This is a genomic window from Steroidobacter sp., assembly GCF_036402275.1.
GTDB lineage: Bacteria > Pseudomonadota > Gammaproteobacteria > Steroidobacterales > Steroidobacteraceae > Steroidobacter.
Window position 1 is genome coordinate 32,109 of the sequence record NZ_DASWTF010000014.1, and the last position, 15,106, is coordinate 47,214.

Annotated in this window: 13 protein-coding genes and 1 tRNA gene; 9 read left to right on the forward strand and 5 right to left on the reverse strand. The window is 62.7% G+C overall.

The features are described from left to right. The first annotated feature begins 10 nt into the window (after positions 1-10). Positions 11-1,219 carry an RtcB family protein gene (locus VGD45_RS07160; RefSeq protein WP_331154593.1) on the forward strand — a complete coding sequence of 403 codons (1,209 nt, stop codon included), beginning with the start codon at positions 11-13 and terminating at the stop codon, positions 1,217-1,219. 42 nt (positions 1,220-1,261) lie between these two features. Here the strand turns inward: VGD45_RS07160 and VGD45_RS07165 are convergent, their stop codons facing one another. Together VGD45_RS07165 and VGD45_RS07170 are read right to left on the reverse strand one after the other, a co-directional pair. After that, positions 1,262-2,566 (reverse strand): MFS transporter, encoded by a 1,305-nt coding sequence (locus VGD45_RS07165; RefSeq protein ID WP_331154594.1) that lies wholly within the window; start codon positions 2,564-2,566, stop codon positions 1,262-1,264. Beyond that, positions 2,550-3,314, reverse strand: a complete 765-nt coding sequence (locus tag VGD45_RS07170; RefSeq protein ID WP_331154595.1) for a FadR/GntR family transcriptional regulator — start codon at positions 3,312-3,314, stop codon at positions 2,550-2,552. Before VGD45_RS07170 ends, VGD45_RS07165 begins: the two co-directional genes overlap by 17 nt. Positions 3,315-3,645: 331 nt before the next feature. On the opposite strand from VGD45_RS07170, the gene VGD45_RS07175 reads away from it, so the two are divergent. The 4 genes from VGD45_RS07175 to VGD45_RS07190 all read left to right on the forward strand — a co-directional run bounded on the left by VGD45_RS07175 (position 3,646) and on the right by VGD45_RS07190 (position 6,285). Continuing rightward, entirely contained in the window at positions 3,646-5,289 is a 1,644-nt protein-coding gene (locus VGD45_RS07175; RefSeq protein WP_331154596.1) for an alkaline phosphatase D family protein, read from the forward strand. 93 nt (positions 5,290-5,382) lie between these two features. After that, positions 5,383-5,472: transfer RNA gene (locus tag VGD45_RS07180), tRNA-Ser, on the forward strand. A 202-nt stretch (positions 5,473-5,674) separates the two neighbouring features. After that, the gene (locus tag VGD45_RS07185; protein ID WP_331154597.1) at positions 5,675-5,857 is read left to right on the forward strand and encodes a type II toxin-antitoxin system HicA family toxin; all 183 of its coding nucleotides are present in this window, start codon (positions 5,675-5,677) and stop codon (positions 5,855-5,857) included. Positions 5,858-5,889: 32 nt separating this feature from the next. Then, positions 5,890-6,285: a type II toxin-antitoxin system HicB family antitoxin gene (locus tag VGD45_RS07190; RefSeq protein ID WP_331154598.1), complete on the forward strand. Its 396-nt coding sequence runs from the start codon at positions 5,890-5,892 to the stop codon at positions 6,283-6,285. A 148-nt stretch (positions 6,286-6,433) separates the two neighbouring features. On the opposite strand, the gene VGD45_RS07195 is transcribed toward VGD45_RS07190, so the two are convergent. Together VGD45_RS07195 and VGD45_RS07200 are read right to left on the reverse strand one after the other, a co-directional pair. Next, positions 6,434-6,733, reverse strand: coding sequence for a hypothetical protein (locus VGD45_RS07195; protein WP_331154599.1), 300 nt, complete (start codon positions 6,731-6,733; stop codon positions 6,434-6,436). A gap of 136 nt (positions 6,734-6,869) precedes the next feature. Next, positions 6,870-7,916, reverse strand: a complete 1,047-nt coding sequence (locus VGD45_RS07200; protein WP_331154600.1) for a right-handed parallel beta-helix repeat-containing protein — start codon at positions 7,914-7,916, stop codon at positions 6,870-6,872. Positions 7,917-8,183: 267 nt separating this feature from the next. On the opposite strand from VGD45_RS07200, the gene VGD45_RS07205 reads away from it, so the two are divergent. From VGD45_RS07205 to VGD45_RS07215, 3 genes are read left to right on the forward strand one after another with little or no spacing between them, the layout of a single operon-like run. Beyond that, the gene (locus tag VGD45_RS07205; protein WP_331154601.1) at positions 8,184-8,858 is read left to right on the forward strand and encodes a response regulator transcription factor; all 675 of its coding nucleotides are present in this window, start codon (positions 8,184-8,186) and stop codon (positions 8,856-8,858) included. A gap of 4 nt (positions 8,859-8,862) precedes the next feature. Then, positions 8,863-10,194 carry a HAMP domain-containing sensor histidine kinase gene (locus tag VGD45_RS07210; RefSeq protein WP_331154602.1) on the forward strand — a complete coding sequence of 444 codons (1,332 nt, stop codon included), beginning with the start codon at positions 8,863-8,865 and terminating at the stop codon, positions 10,192-10,194. Continuing rightward, on the forward strand, positions 10,191-11,381 hold the full coding sequence (locus VGD45_RS07215; RefSeq protein ID WP_331154603.1) for a carbohydrate porin: 1,191 nt from the start codon (positions 10,191-10,193) through the stop codon (positions 11,379-11,381). Before VGD45_RS07210 ends, VGD45_RS07215 begins: the two co-directional genes overlap by 4 nt. A 29-nt stretch (positions 11,382-11,410) precedes the next feature. Here the strand turns inward: VGD45_RS07215 and VGD45_RS07220 are convergent, their stop codons facing one another. Next, positions 11,411-12,556 carry a PepSY-associated TM helix domain-containing protein gene (locus tag VGD45_RS07220; RefSeq protein WP_331154604.1) on the reverse strand — a complete coding sequence of 382 codons (1,146 nt, stop codon included), beginning with the start codon at positions 12,554-12,556 and terminating at the stop codon, positions 11,411-11,413. A 255-nt stretch (positions 12,557-12,811) separates the two neighbouring features. Between VGD45_RS07220 and VGD45_RS07225 the strand changes: the two genes are divergently transcribed. Continuing rightward, a complete protein-coding gene (locus tag VGD45_RS07225) occupies positions 12,812-15,016 on the forward strand; it encodes a hypothetical protein (RefSeq protein ID WP_331154605.1) in 2,205 nt (734 codons plus the stop codon). The last annotated feature ends 90 nt before the right edge of the window (positions 15,017-15,106 follow it).

Genomic DNA, 15,106 nt, shown 5'->3' on the forward strand with positions numbered 1-15,106 from the left:
TTTATTAGGTATGCCAGTACAAATCACTTTGAACAAAGCTCGGGTCCCGGTGAAGGTCTTCACCAACGACATCGAGCACGACGCCATTCAGCAGTTGCTGAACGTGGCGCAACTGCCCATCGTTCACGGCCATGTGGCCGCCATGCCTGATGTTCATCATGGCATCGGCGCGACCGTGGGCAGCGTCATTCCGACCAAGCAGGCCATCATTCCGGCGGCGGTTGGCGTGGACATCGGCTGCGGCATGAATGCCGTTCGCCTCAGGCTGCACGCCAAGGATTTGCCGGATAACCTGGCCAAGCTACGCAGCGCCGTGGAGGCACGCGTACCGGTGGGTTTCAACCAGCACGAAGCCGATAAGGTACGTGGCAGCGCTCACGCACGTCAGGGTCGCACGCTCGACGATCGACTCGACAAGATCGTCGGCAAGCATCCCGGCGTGATGAAGATGCAGCGTCAGTTCGCGCGGACCTGGGTTTGCCAGCTCGGCACGCTCGGCGGCGGCAATCACTTCATCGAGCTGTGCCTCGATGAAGAGCAGCGCGTGTGGGTGATGTTGCATTCGGGCTCGCGAGGCATCGGCAATGTGTTCGGCCGATACTTCATCGAGGCTGCGCGCAAGGACATGCGTCGTCACCAGATCAATCTGCCGGATCGGGACCTCTCCTATTTCAGCGAAGGCTCCGATCTGTTCGATGACTATGTCGAGGCGGTGGACTGGGCGCAGGACTACGCGCTCTTGAATCGCAGCATGATGATGAAGCTGGTGCTCGATGCGCTGGCCCCTCACCTGCCGCCGTTCAAGACCGATGGGGAGGCGATCAACTGCCATCACAACTACGTGGCGGTGGAACGTCACTTCGGCGAGAAGCTGTTCATCACCCGCAAGGGTGCGATCAGCGCGCAGGAAGGTCAGCTCGGCATCATCCCCGGCAGCATGGGTGCGAAGTCGTACATCGTGCGCGGCAAGGGCAATCCCGAGTCGTTCTGCTCCTGCTCGCACGGCGCGGGTCGGCGCATGAGCCGGACGGAAGCGAAGCGTCGCTTCAACCGCTTCGATCTGGCCAGGCAGACCGAAGGCATCGAATGCCGCAAGGATGGCGGCGTCGTGGATGAGATTCCGGCGGCCTACAAGGACATCGATGTGGTCATGGCCAACCAGTCGGACCTGGTCGATGTCGTGCACACCCTGAAACAGGTGATGTGCATCAAGGGCTAGGAAACAGGATGGCTCCGTGCAACGCGGAGCCATCCTTTCGCATCACACCTGCCTCACCATGGTCATCGCTCGTTGCTCGCGAGCGCGGTCCCAGATCACCACGGCCGCACCGATCGCCAGAATCGATGCGATGAATAACAAGCTCGCTGCGAAGCTGTTCGTGTAGGTCTTCGCCATGCCGATCGCGGCGGGCCCGAGGAAGCCGCCGAAGTTGCCGAGCGAATTGATGAGAGCGATTGCGCCGGCGGCCGCCGCACCCTGCAATCCCCGGCTCGCCAATGCCCAGAATGCAGGCAGGCCGGAGTAGATGCCGACGGCGGCGAGGCACAACGCTACGAATGCGATCAATGGCGAGGCGGTCCAGCCGCTGACCGTCAACGCAGCGGCGCCCAGCAGCGAAGGCAATGCGACGTGCCAGGAACGCTCCTCCGTCGCATCGGAATGTCGTCCCCACAGCACCAGCGCGATACACGCGGCCGTGTAAGGAATCATGGTGACGAGGCCGACCTGCGCGTTCGTCATGTCACCCAGTGACTTGATGATCTGCGGCAGCCAGAAACCGAAACCGTAGAGCCCGACGAGAATGCAGAAGTACACCAGACCATTGCGCCACACGCGCGGCATCATCAGCGCCTCGCGCAAACTGCTCGCGTGACCTTGGGTGTTGTCGGCGTGCTCGCGAGCCAACTCTCCCTGGAGCCAGCGCTTCTCTTCAGCGTTGAGCCAGTTCGCATCGGATGGACGGTCCGGCAATAGCGCGAGCACGGCCAGCCCCAACAGGATGGTGGGAACGGCTTCCAACAGGAACATCCACTGCCAGCCCTGCAAACCCAATGCATCGATGCCCAGCAACGAGGTCGAGATCGGTGCCCCGATGACGCTCGACATCGGCAACGCAATCATGAACAGCGCGATGATCCGGGCACGATGCTGCGATGGGAACCAGCACGTGAGATAGAAAATGATGCCGGGGAAGAAGCCGGCCTCGGCGATGCCGAGCAGGAAGCGTACGGCGTAGAAACTCGTCGGCCCCTGCACGAATGCCATCGTTGCCGACAGGATGCCCCAGCTGATCATGATGCGCGCGATCCAGATCCGCGCACCGAAGCGCTCGAGCATGACATTGCTCGGCACCTCAAACAGGATGTAGCCGACAAAGAAGATGCCCGAGCCGAAGCCGAACACGGCGGCCGAGAGCCCCAGATCCGCATTCATGGTGAGCGCCGCGAACCCGACGTTCACCCGATCCAGGAACGCGAAAAAGTACAGCACGCCCAGAAACGGAATCAGCCGCCACGCGACTTTGCGAAGCGTCGAGGCGCCAACGTCATCAGCCAATTGCGTCATCGACACTCCCTAAGCCGCCGGACATTGTTTGCTCGACCCGCGACAGCGCGGCGACCGATAGATCGAAGTGCATCGCCATCGCAGCCCCGGCACCCACCGCATCGCCCGAGCACACGCGGTCAACGATCGCTTCGTGCGCATCGACGATGCGCCTCAGCTCCTCATCACTGCGACGCCTGTCCAGATTGATGTGCAGCAGATGTTCGAGCGGCTCACGGAGCGCAGCCAGGAGTAGTGAGTTGAGTGGATTGAGACTCGCCTCGGCCAGCGTCGTGTGAATCGCGATATCCGCCGCCATGCGCCGTGCGTGATCGTGATCGTTCAACGCTGCGCGCATCTGTTGAAGCTGTTCCTGCAGACACCGCTTTTGAGCATCGCTCGCGTGACGCGCGGCGAGTTGGGCGCCCTGCACTTCGATCGCACGTCGAGTCTCGATGACATGCGTCGCGTTGACCTGTGCGGTGTTGAGCGCATATCCAAACACCTGCGCGAGCACATGCGCGCTCATCGCTTGCAATCGCGGACGACGGCCGCTTTCGATTTCGAGAATGCCGAGCGCCGAGAGAGTGCGATACGCCTCGCGAACACTGCCCCGGCTCACACCCAACTGCTTGCAGATCTGAACCTCGCTCGGCGCGGTATCGCCGGGCTTCAGGCGCTCGCGGGAGATCAGATCCAGCAGGTGACGCGCCACCTGCGCGGGCAACGTGGGTCGCGGCGACGTCGGCACGGATTGCAGTGTGCTCACTGAAGGCCCCCCTGAAGTGCGGGCGAATCTAGCAGCGGGTTTGCGAACCTGTCAAACAGGTGTCGCCGCCATCCGCGGCCTCTCTGCCCTTGCACTGCAATGGAGGCGTGACCTGTCGCATAGGTTGGATCCGTTCCGACCCGAAAAAAATAATCAAACTTCCCCCTCCCGTTCACGGGAGGGGGCCAGGGGGTGGGTCTTCCGGCGTGATCGCGTGACCATGTAATGAAGCAGCGTCGCTGAGCTGCAAGCTCGAGGTAACGCGAGCGACATCTTGGCTGCCTAGCCTTATGACAAAGCGCACTCCCCGCCCTGTCACAGGAAGCCAGGCATGTCCGATCAGACTCGCGATCCGCGTTTTTCCCGTCGTTCGTTCTTGCAACAGACTGCACTCGGCAGCGTCGCGCTCACCGGCATCGGCGGCATCCTCTATTCCAAACAGGCGCCCGCAGTCATCGCGTCGGATGCGGCGCGTCCGATGGCGAACTGGGGAATGCAGATCGGCGATGTGATCGATGGTCGCGCGATCATCTGGAGCCGTGCCGATCGCGCCGCTCGCATGATCGTCGAGTGGTCGTTGGATGAAACATTCAAGCGCTCGCAGAAGATTCGTGGCCCGCATGCGCTCGAGATCAGCGACTTCACCTCGCGCATCGATCTGACGCAGTTGCCCGCCGATTCGGAGATCTTCGTGCGCGTGAGCTATCAGGATCTGGATTCAGGCCGCGCGAGCAGCGAGCCACTCGTGGGTCAGTTCCGCACGCCGCCCTCGCGGCGTCGTGACATTCGCTTCGTGTGGTCGGGCGATACGGCGGGCCAGGGCTGGGGCATCGATCTCGGCTTTGGCGGCATGAAGATCTACGAGGCCATGCGCCAGGTGCGACCGGACTTCTTCATTCACTCCGGCGATACCATCTATGCCGACGGTCCGATGGTGGAGCGTGTGACCGATGCGACCGGTAATCTGCTCTGGACCAATCATTTCCTCGATCAGGTGCCCGAGAAGCTGAAGGTGGCGGAGACCCTGCACGAGTACCGCCGCAATCATCTCTACAATCGTTACGACGCGAACGTGCAGCGCTTCTCCGCCGAAGTGCCGCAGATCTGGCAGTGGGACGATCACGAAGTCACGAACAACTGGTCGGACAGCAAGGTGCTCGACTCCCGCTACACCGAGCAGCGCATCCAGACGCTCACCGCTCGCGCCACGCGCGCTTTTCTCGAACACTCACCGATGCGCTGGCATGATCAGGCCGAGGAAGAGCGGATCTATCGTCACATCCCGTACGGTCGCGACCTCGATGTGTTCGTCCTCGACATGCGCAGCTATCGCGGCCCGAACTCCCACAACACGCAGGAGCAACCGAGCGCGGAGACGGTGTTCCTCGGCAAGCCGCAGCTCGCCTGGCTGAAGAAGAAGCTGCAGGAGTCGCGCACCACGTGGAAGGTCATCGCTGCCGACATGCCGCTCGGCGTTCAGATTCCCGATGGCCGCGACGACCAAGGCCGCGCGCGTTGGGAAGGCCCGGCGAATGGCAATGATGGTCCCGCGTCGGGTCGTGAGCTCGAGATCGCCGAGCTGTTGCGCTTCATCAAGCGCGAGGACATTCGCAACGTGGTCTGGGTCACGGCCGACGTGCACTACTGTGCAGCTCACTACTACGATCCGAACAAGGCGCTGTTTCAGGACTTCGCGCCGTTCTGGGAATTCGTCGCCGGCCCGCTCAACTCCGGCAGCTTCGGCCCGAACGCCATGGACAAGACCTTCGGCCCGCAGGTGATCTTTCAGAAGGCCCCGCCGGTCGCGAACACGCCGCCTTCCGGCGGCTTCCAGTTCTTCGGTCAGATCGACATCGACGAGCACAGCAAGGCGCTCACCGTCTCGCTCAAGGACCTCAACGGCACGAAGGTGTTCGGCAAACGCCTCGACCCCCAGCCCCTGCGCCACGACCGCGGCGGCGACCGCTGGGACTGACCGGCCCGCATCGGCCACTCTCCATCCGCTCCCCGCCTCTATGCTAGGATGCGCGCCCCGAGCTGACCCTCGGGCCGCGCTCTTAAGCAGTGTGGAAGGGTGGCAGAGTGGTCGATTGCACCGGTCTTGAAAACCGGCAGGCTCTCACGAGTCTCGTGGGTTCGAATCCCACCCCTTCCGCCAGGAAGATGGAAGCCCCCATTGCGGGGCTTTTTTGTTTTTTTGGAGCTCAGCCATTCCAGCCCGTGGGTGGCAATCTCGAACGGGCGCAGGTTCGGGAGATGACGACTCGCGACCATCCCGAAAATTCAGCGCGCCTGGTCTGTGGATCACCCTCGGTGGGTATGGTGTTGACCGAGCCGGGCGGGTGGGTATCATAACCACCATGACCAGCGCGGACCTGATAAAAAAACTCCAACAAGCAGGCTGGAAGCTTCGCGCGGTGCGCGGTAGTCATCATGTGTTCCAGCATCCGGACCGCCCGGGGCACCTGACGGTACCGCACCCCAAGAAGGATCTGGGCAAAGGACTGGTCCACAAGCTGATGAAGCAGGCTGGACTCAAGTGAGGGAGACGACGATAGAGGATAGAGGGATCAATATGAAATTCACGATTGCGATCGAACCGGGCACCAAGAAGTCCGCCTTCGGCGTTGTGGTTCCTGATCTGCCGGGCTGCTTTAGCGCAGGTGACACCATCGAGGAGGCGTTCGACAACGCAATCGAGGCAATCGATGCCTTCTGCGAAATCCTCGCCGAGGACGATGGTGACTTACCGAAAACCCGACCGATGTCCGAGTGGCAGAAGGATCCTCAGTTCAAGGGTTGGACGTGGGGCGTCGTCGACGTACCAATCGAGAGGTACTTCGGGCCGGCGGAGAAGATCAACATCACCGTTCCGGCGCGCGTGTTGAAGCGCATCGATGAATTCGCCCGCAAACATGGCGAGACGCGCTCCGGATTCCTGGTGCGCGCGGCTGAGAAGGCCATGCAGTGAATGCGCCGGGCCCGTGAGTCGACCGAGGTAGGGCCGGGAGAAGCGTGACCCCGCGCCCTGCGCATAAATGAATTTTTCGCTCGGGATGGACGTCAAGGGCGGCTACTAACCCGCCATCAGCCTTGGTCGCTCATCGTGGGTGCGACCGCTATCGTTCGCAAGCTTTTACATGACGCGCACGGGCCATGTCGCTTAGCACCGCTGCGATGTACGCCGGATCGTCCGCCGCCTCCTCCATCACAGCGTCGAAACAAGCCGCCAAATCTTCTTCGCTATTGAGGTAACGCGCCGCGTCCCAGCGGCGGTATCCGGACGGCGATTGTTCCTTCACGTGAGCGTGGCGCAAGTTTTTTGCGTGAGCGCTCGTAGCCATACCTTCCAGTTCATCCGCCATCTCGATCGCACGTGCGATTCGACGGCCTTCAAACATGCGCGCAGGTGTAAACAATCATCTTCAGCTGGTCAACCGCATTCAGTCGATCTGTGTCATCGTCCCGTGGACCTGGGATGAGGGTAGGCCCTTCGACCGCCCGCGAGCGGTCGAACGCGCCGGGGCTGGATCATTCCGACGAATCGCAGCCCGGCTAACGCAAGCCAATTTGCGAAGCACTCCCTGCGGCCGTACCGAAGTCAGGATCGCCCTTGCCAAGCAGCGGCGAGCCCTCCTGCAGGCGATACTCCGCATCCACCTTCGGATCAGCCTCGATCACATTCGCCCCTTTGCGCACGATCGCCGAGTCCTTCGCGAACAGCGCATTCTCATTCCCAAACATCGCGCTATACCCCACCCAGATCTTGCTGTTTCCCGTAGCGCGAGCCACGTAAGGCTCATTGTTCAGGAAGATCGAGTTGGTCGCATAGATCGTCGCCTCCTGCTCCCCATACAACGCATCGTCGAGGTTGCGATCGAACACCGAGTTCGACACATGCGCAGTCGAATTCGTGTAGGCGGCGACGCCCGCCGAATCGTTGCCGCGAATCAGCGCATTGCTCAAGCGCAGATGCGCATACTCATCCAGCCAGATGGCGACGTGGCCATCCAGGATGCGCAGGTCTTCCACATCGAGATCGGTATCACCGCGTCCGGTGAGCCCCATCTTCTGATACTTCTCGATGGTCACATCGCGAATACGCACGCGGCTGTTCATGGCGAAGATTCCATGCCCTTCGTAAATCTCGTCCTCTTCGACATCGAACTTGAAGCCGGTGAGCTTCAAGCCACGCACCTCGACCGTCGATCGATTGATCACGAGCCCCGTGGTGCGAGGCCCCGTGCTGCCATCGAGCACGACGCCGGGTTCGCCTACCAGGCTCAGGCGTTTGCCATCGACGACCACGAAGCCGCGAATCGTGTGAATCTTGTAAGGCACATCACGCACGGCCGTGGGCGTGTAGGTGCCGGCGCGGATCTGCACGATGTCGCCATCGGCTGCCGCATCGACGGCCGCCTGAATCCCGCTACCCCCGCCGAACGCACAGTCCGGCGCCATCGAGCGCGTCGGGCACACGAGATGAATCCTCGGCCCCGGTGAGCTCGTCCCCGTATGAGGCGAGCTCGCCTGCGGGCTGCGCGAGCAACCGGCCAGAACGCTTGCGATCAGAACGACGAACAGGCTCAGGCTTGCGGGCATGCGGTTACTCACGACGTTGGTGAGTCAAGTATGTTGGCAAGCTGCCGATGCCCGGAGATGCGAAGTTGGCCCCGCCTGGTGCCGGGCACACACCGCAAGGACGTGGGTGAAGCACGGACTTTTTCGTGCGAGTGCCTCTCATGACAGGTCTCGGTCAGCCCCGCCGCCTATGCTGCGCGTTTTGCAGCGTGCTCTCTTCTCGAGATCGGTAGTTGTTGAGAATGAATCGCGATCACAAACATTCGCGCCGACGCCGGAGCGTCCGTCATGCGGTTGCTGCTGGTTGAGGACAATCCGCAGCTGGCCGAGCTGGTCCAAGAGGGCCTCGCCCGCCAGGGCTTCGCGATCGATCGCTGCGGCTCGTTGAAAGACGCCTTAGCCGCGCGTACGGCGGCGAGCTACGACTTGATCCTGCTGGATCTCGGCCTGCCCGACGGCGATGGCATGACCCTCGTGCGTCAGCTGCGTCAGGCGAACGACTCCACTCCGATTCTGATTCTGACCGCGCGTGGCGGATTGAATGATCGCTTGATCGGCCTCGATAGCGGCGCCGATGACTATCTGGTGAAGCCCTTTGAAATCGCGGAGCTCGCCGCGCGCTGTCGAGCGCTTCTGCGACGGCCCGGTGCGAGCCTCGGCGTGGTCCTGCAATTGGGCAACGTGGCACTCGACACGACCTCACGCACGGTGTCGGTCAACGCAGAGCGCATCGAAGTCCCGCCCCGCGAAGTCGCCCTGCTCGAACAGCTGCTTCGACGTGCAGAACAAGTCGTCCGCCGCAATCAGCTCGAAGAGTCCCTGTACTCCTTCGGCGAAGAAGTCACGCCCAACGCACTCGAAAGCGCGGTGTCACGCCTTCGCAAACGGTTGACCGCAGCCGAAGCCAACGTCGTCGTGCGCACCGCGCATGGCATCGGCTACGCGATCTTCCAACAGGCCTGAGGCCATGACGTCCGGTCCCAGCCTCGCTCGACAGATCTCCGCACGCCTGGTCGCGGCCGCGGTGCTGGTCTCGTTGCTGGAGATCGTCGGCGTGCTGTTCCTGTACAGCGCCAATCGACCCAAGCTCGCGGAGGAATGGGTGACCGCGCAAGCCGAGCGCATTCACGAATCGCTCGCGAACGGCGACGCCGCCCAGCTCGCACGGCTGGAGTTTCCGTATGGCGCCGATGATTGGACCTTCACGGTCCATGACAGCAACCGCACTACGATCTTCCAGCAGGCGCCCCGAAGCGGCGCCCGCTTCGAACCCCTGCCCACTCCGATCGATCACGAGTGGACGCGCATCGCCGGCGACGGCGCCCCTCTCGTGCTGTATGGATCACGACACCTGCCCAACGATGCATGGGTGACGATCGGTGTCACCGGCAACACGTTGCCTCTGTTCGCGCCCGTGTTCCTTCGCGAGGCGTACACGCACGTCATCGTGCCCGTCGCGCCCGTCACCATTCTTCTGCTGGTCCTCAATGTTTATATCGTGCGGCGGATGCTGGCCCCGCTGTCCGCAGCTGCCGCCGAAGTCGATGCGCTCGACCCATCACGAATGGAAACGCGATTGACCGTTCCAGCGACGCCTCGCGAGGTGCGCGCGCTGGTGCTTGCCATGAATCGGGCGCTCGATCGGCTGGAGCAGGCCATGCACACGCTCGAATCCTTCACCGCGGATGCCGCTCACGAAATGCGCACGCCGCTTTCGATCCTGAAACTGCGAGTCGAGGCGCTCGATCCCGGCCCGGCCAAGAACGCGCTGCGCGAGGACGTGACCGCCATGACGCGCCTGGTAAACCAGATGCTGGATCTGGCCCAGGCCGACACGCTCGACTCGCAGATCAACCAGACGGTCGAGCTCCCGAGCCTCGCTCGCGACGTTGTCGAGCGCATGTTGCCGGTCGCAGTCGCCCGTGGTTGTGACATCGAGCTCAAGAACGACGGCGGCGGCACGGTCAAGGGCCACGCCGAAGCCTTGTCGAGAGTCCTCACCAATCTCATCGACAACGCCATCGCCCATTCACCCAAGGATCGCAGCATCGATGTCGTCGTGGGTCCCGGCTCGCGCCTGGTCGTGCGGGATCGCGGCCCCGGCTTCTCGCGCGAGAACGCCGAGCATCTGTTTCGAAGATTCTGGCGCGGCGCGACGCCGGGTCGCGCCGGCGCAGGCCTGGGCCTCGCCATCGCGCAGAGCATTCTTTCCAGGCACGGCGCAACGATCACTGCAGACAACGCCACCGACGGTGGCGCTGTATTCACGATTCAATGGACCCAAGAAACCCTGTCATGAGAACTTCGAGCGTGCCTGCCCTCCTCGCGGCACTGTCACTGCCGATCTACGCCGATGCGACCGAGTCGCCCGATGACTCTGGCGCCGCGCTCACCATCGAGGCGGCGTACACCGGCGAAGCCTGGCGCAACGTCGCAGGTGGCGTGCGTCGCGACGGGACGTATCTCGAGAACATCGATCTCATTGCAACGCTCGATGCAGAGCGCGCCTTCGGCTGGACCGGCACGACCTTCCTGGTCTCGGGCCTGCACAACAACGACTCGACGCTCTCGGATCGAATCGTGGGCGACATCCAGACGGTCAGTAACATCGACACCGACGGCGCGACCCGCCTGTACGAAGCCTGGGTCGAGCGCGCTTTCGATGCGGGCGCGGTGAAGGTCGGTCTGATCGATCTGAACAGCGAGCTGGATGTGAACGAGACGGGCGCGCTGTTCATCAACAGTTCGCACGGCATTGGGCCCGACTTCAGCCAGGTCGGCGAGAACGGCCCCTCGATCTTTCCCATCACCGGACTCGGCGCCGTGATGCGCTGGGATTACAGCGAGCGTGTGCAGGCAAGGATCGCAGCGTTCGAAGGCACAGTGGGCGATCCCGATCGTCCGCATCGCACGACGCTCGATCTGGAAGGCGGCGAAGGCGCCCTGCTTGCGGCCGAACTCACATTCCGCCCCAGCGAGGCCAGCCGATATTTGCTCGGCGTGTGGCGTCACACCGGACGCTCGGCCGATTTCGCCGATGAGGAATTGCAACATCGCACCGAATCGCTCGGCGTGTACGGCATCGCCGAAGGAACGCTGCTTAAGAGCGGCGAGCGCTCACTGAATGGCTTCGTGCGCCTCGGCGTTGCCGATGCGGACGTGCATCAGGTCTCGCGCTATGTCGGCGCGGGCGTCGTCTGGTCGGGGCCGTTGCTTGCGAGCGCTGAGCGCGAGGAACAGTTGGGACTCGCGGTCGCCACCATCACCAATGGCAGCTCGTTCCGTCGTGCCCAGGCGCAGCTCGACTCGACGTTCGAGCGCCATGAGACAGCAATCGAGCTTACCTACCGCGTGCAGGCGCTGTCGTGGCTCGCGCTGCAGCCGGACGTGCAATACGTGATCAATCCGGGCACCGATCCTGCGCTCGAGGATGCGTGGGTGGTGGGACTTCGCTTCGAGCTCAGCTGGAGCAAAGAGGCGGGCTGAGCGCCCGCCTCTACCAAAACACTCTCGAATCAGACGGGGACGTTGGCCGCCTGCTGCTTGCGGGCGCGCTGGCGCTCTTCGACGCGTCGGCGATCGAGATACATCATCCAGCCGGTGATGACGAACAGCGGCAGCGCGAGGCTCGATAGCATCAACAGCACCGATCCGATGACCCCGAAATAGCCGCCCTTGTGAATCGAGAGCATGCTCGCGAGCAGCCGGGCGCCCGTGGTCTTGTCTGCATAGCGCTCGTGCGTCAGCAGCTGCGAATTGGTGGGATCGATCTTGACGGTGCTGAACGCGGTCGCGTGCGGCGGATCGAAATCCAGATACTGGATTCGCAGCGGCTCTTCCGCTTCCTTCGGCAAACGGAAGCTGATCTGACCGACGCGCTGTCCCGCCGTCGCCTGTTCGAACGCGCTCCACACCTGCGCCACGTCCGGCGCAACCAGCGGCTTGCCAGCCATCTGTTCCTCGGCCACCGGCGACACACCCGCCATGCGCTCGAGCATCGAGCTGTACCAGTTGTAGGCGAAATACAGTCCGGTCAACGCCGACAGTAACAACAGAGGCAACACATAGGTGCCGATGACCGCGTGCAGCGAATAAAGAAACCCGCGGCCACGCAGCTTGCGGTCGATGACGAACCATGCCCGCCAGTTCGTCGTCCGGCGCGGCCAACGCAGATACAAGCCGGTCGCAACCAGCCCCACCAGCAACACGGCCGCGGCATCCAGCACCCGACGGCCGACGTACTTGCCGCCCACGCGATCGGTGATGAGGCCCCGATGGATCTCCTCGACGATCTCGAAGAACTTCTCGCCGCGAGCGCCGCCGGTTTGCCATTGCGCCGTATAAGGATCGAGATAACGAACGATCTCGCTGGGCCCGGACAGGAACAGCACCCGCACGGCGCCGTCCGCATTCTGAGGCGCAGTCACCGTACGCACGCGTGCGCCCATACGCTCAGCTTCGGCTTGGGCATGCGCCACGATGACCGGCATCGCGAGCCGCTCGCCCTGCACCGTCACCTTGCGCGCATCGGCGTTCAGCGCCTCCAGGATCTGATCCTGAAACGACATCGTTGCGCCTGTGATTCCCATCAGCGCGAGCAACACGCCCACCGTGATGCCGACCAGCCAATGGGCCTGAAACCAGAACCTGCTTTTAGCCATGCGCTTGGGGGAGAGGGAATGGAAGAAAGGACGGTGGCAAGCCTAGCCGCAGCTTGCTGACAGAGACCTGACACGGCATCGCGGCAATCCCTGAAATGCCGAAAAACCAGAGAGCCACCTCACGGTGCAAGGAACTTAACCACCCGGCTACACGTGTATTTCCCAGCTGCATCCTGGCCTTCGAATCCGACGCCATGCACGTCGCATCGATGCAGCAACGAGTTCGAATGTAACGAACTGTAAGGGGGGTGTCCCATGAACGCTCGCACCTGCTGGCTCGGCGGATTACTGGCGGGCTGGCTCGCGCCGTTGGCGGTGTCAGCGGGTCCCAGAGTGTTCGAGGAGACGGCGAGACTACCCGCGCCAGATGCCACTTACACGTTTCCCATGAGCGTCGCCATCGATGGCGACTGGCTGATCGCCACGGGCCAGAAGGAGGTGGTTGGCGAGATCTTCACTCAGGACAACTCCGCCTGGCTGTATCAGCGGCAGACGAACGGCAGCTGGACGCTGGTACGCCGGCTGCTGCAACACTTCAGTGGTGCGGATCCCGACGAGCCGTTCCTGCACGTGGACATGCAAGGCGGCGTCTCGGCCTTCCTCAAGGAAGGCGCGAGCTATATCTTCGAGCGCTCAGGCACGAATTGGGTCTCTGTCCCCTCGCCCATTGCAACCGATGGCATGGACGTGGAAGTGGACGCCGGCACGATCACCGTCACCGCGGGCAGATGCGCGTGGGCCACCAACAGCTATCGCAAGAACTCGAACGGCGCCTGGGTCCTCGCGCGACAGACGCCGGCGGAGCCCTCGCCCGATTGTGAGAACGAAGACCTCCGTGGCGATGTGGATGTTTCAGGCAACGCCGTCATCGTCGCGACGTTCTTCGACGGCGTGAACCCACCCTCGGCGCGCATCTTCGAAGGCCCCTTCGGCACGACGCCCATCATGACTCGCCTGGTCGCGCCGCGAGGCAATCCATTTGCATTTGGCGAACCGGTGGCTATCTCACTTCCGGCCGCCGTGGTCGGTGACAGCACCCCGGATATCGGTCCACAGGCCTACACCAAAGACTCCGCCAGCCAATGGGTTCGCACCGGCGCCCTGCTTCGCCCGGACAATCTTGCGTTACAGACGCCTTCGCAGATCGAGTTGCGTGGCGGACTTGCGATCGTGAGCCAGGCCGATGACAACGCATACGGCACGCGCTCTGGATCCATCTCGGTCTTTCAACGCAACACCAACGGCTCGTTTCGCTATATCGCCAAGCTCCTCGCGAGCGATCGAGGGCCGGAACAGGGTTTCGGCTTCGGCGCCGAGATCAGCGGCCGACGAGTCGTTGCAACCAACCTCGGCACGCGCGCGGCCTACGTGTTCGAGCTGCCGACCGATCTCACGCAACCGGCGGCGATGCAGGACAACTTCGAAGATGGCAATGCGGCGGATTGGACGCCACAGGCGGGCGGACTGTTCTCGGTCGCAACCACCACGACCTCGCGCGTGTACAGACAAGCCAGCACCGCAGGCAATGCAACCTCGCTCTGGAACAACACGACGCGCGGCAATCAGGCGGTCGAAGCAGACATCAAACCGACGGCTTTCTCGACGACGAGCGGTGACAAATGGTTCGGTGTGGTCGCCCGCTACACGAGCCCCACCAATCATTACTACATCACCTTGAGAAACAACAACACGCTGTCGCTGCGAAAGATCGTGAACGGCGCAGTCACTGCGCTCGCCTCTGCGCCCTTGACGGTCACGCTGAATCGCAGCTATCGGGTGCGTCTGGAAGCCATCGGCACGCGCTTACGCGTCTACGTGGACAACCGGCTGCTTCTCGAAGCCTCCGACCGTGCGCACGCTCGGGGACAGGCAGGCGTCGTCACGTTCCGAACACGGGCCGACTTCGACAATGTGCTCGTGAGCTCGAATCAGCACACGACGCTTGCGACCTACAGATTTGGCATCAATGACGAAGGGGACTCCTTCAGCAACTGGCAGTCCGTGGGCACCTGGACGCGGGATGCCGTTGCTGGCGTCTATAGACAAACGAACACGACCGCGAGCGCACGCTCCATCGCAGGCATCGCGACCGACGATCAGACCGTCACCGCGCGCCTGCGACGGATCGGCTCATCGGGCACGAGCCACTGGTTTGGCCTCGCCGCGCGCTATCGAGATGCCGGCAATTACTATTACGTGAGCCTTCGTAGCAACAACACGATCTCACTTCGTAAGCTCGTGAACAACGCCATCACCGAGCTCGACGTAGCGCCCTTCACGGTGACGACGAACACGTGGTATCGCGTGCGACTCGAAGTGGTCCGCACGCATCTGCGCGTGTATGTGAATGACGTGCTGCGATTGGATGCCACGGATGCCTCACATACGCAGGGCCGATATGGTCCGGTGATGTTCCGATCCGCCGCCGAGTACGACGAAATCCTGGCGGTCCAGCCGTAAGAACATGATCCGCGTCCCGGAGCCGGCACGCCCGGCTCCGCTCGACTCGATCGCGCCGCGGCCGCGTACGCCGGGAAATCGGCGGCCGAG

Coding starts and splice junctions, on each gene's coding strand:
- VGD45_RS07225 (WP_331154605.1), top strand. CDS start 12,812: ATGAACGCTCGCACCTGCTGGCTCGGCGGATTACTGGCGGGCTGGCTC.
- VGD45_RS07200 (WP_331154600.1), bottom strand. CDS start 7,916: ATGCCCGCAAGCCTGAGCCTGTTCGTCGTTCTGATCGCAAGCGTTCTG.
- VGD45_RS07175 (WP_331154596.1), top strand. CDS start 3,646: ATGTCCGATCAGACTCGCGATCCGCGTTTTTCCCGTCGTTCGTTCTTG.
- VGD45_RS07190 (WP_331154598.1), top strand. CDS start 5,890: ATGAAATTCACGATTGCGATCGAACCGGGCACCAAGAAGTCCGCCTTC.
- VGD45_RS07210 (WP_331154602.1), top strand. CDS start 8,863: ATGACGTCCGGTCCCAGCCTCGCTCGACAGATCTCCGCACGCCTGGTC.
- VGD45_RS07185 (WP_331154597.1), top strand. CDS start 5,675: ATGACCAGCGCGGACCTGATAAAAAAACTCCAACAAGCAGGCTGGAAG.
- VGD45_RS07165 (WP_331154594.1), bottom strand. CDS start 2,566: ATGACGCAATTGGCTGATGACGTTGGCGCCTCGACGCTTCGCAAAGTC.
- VGD45_RS07220 (WP_331154604.1), bottom strand. CDS start 12,556: ATGGCTAAAAGCAGGTTCTGGTTTCAGGCCCATTGGCTGGTCGGCATC.
- VGD45_RS07215 (WP_331154603.1), top strand. CDS start 10,191: ATGAGAACTTCGAGCGTGCCTGCCCTCCTCGCGGCACTGTCACTGCCG.
- VGD45_RS07160 (WP_331154593.1), top strand. CDS start 11: ATGCCAGTACAAATCACTTTGAACAAAGCTCGGGTCCCGGTGAAGGTC.
- VGD45_RS07205 (WP_331154601.1), top strand. CDS start 8,184: ATGCGGTTGCTGCTGGTTGAGGACAATCCGCAGCTGGCCGAGCTGGTC.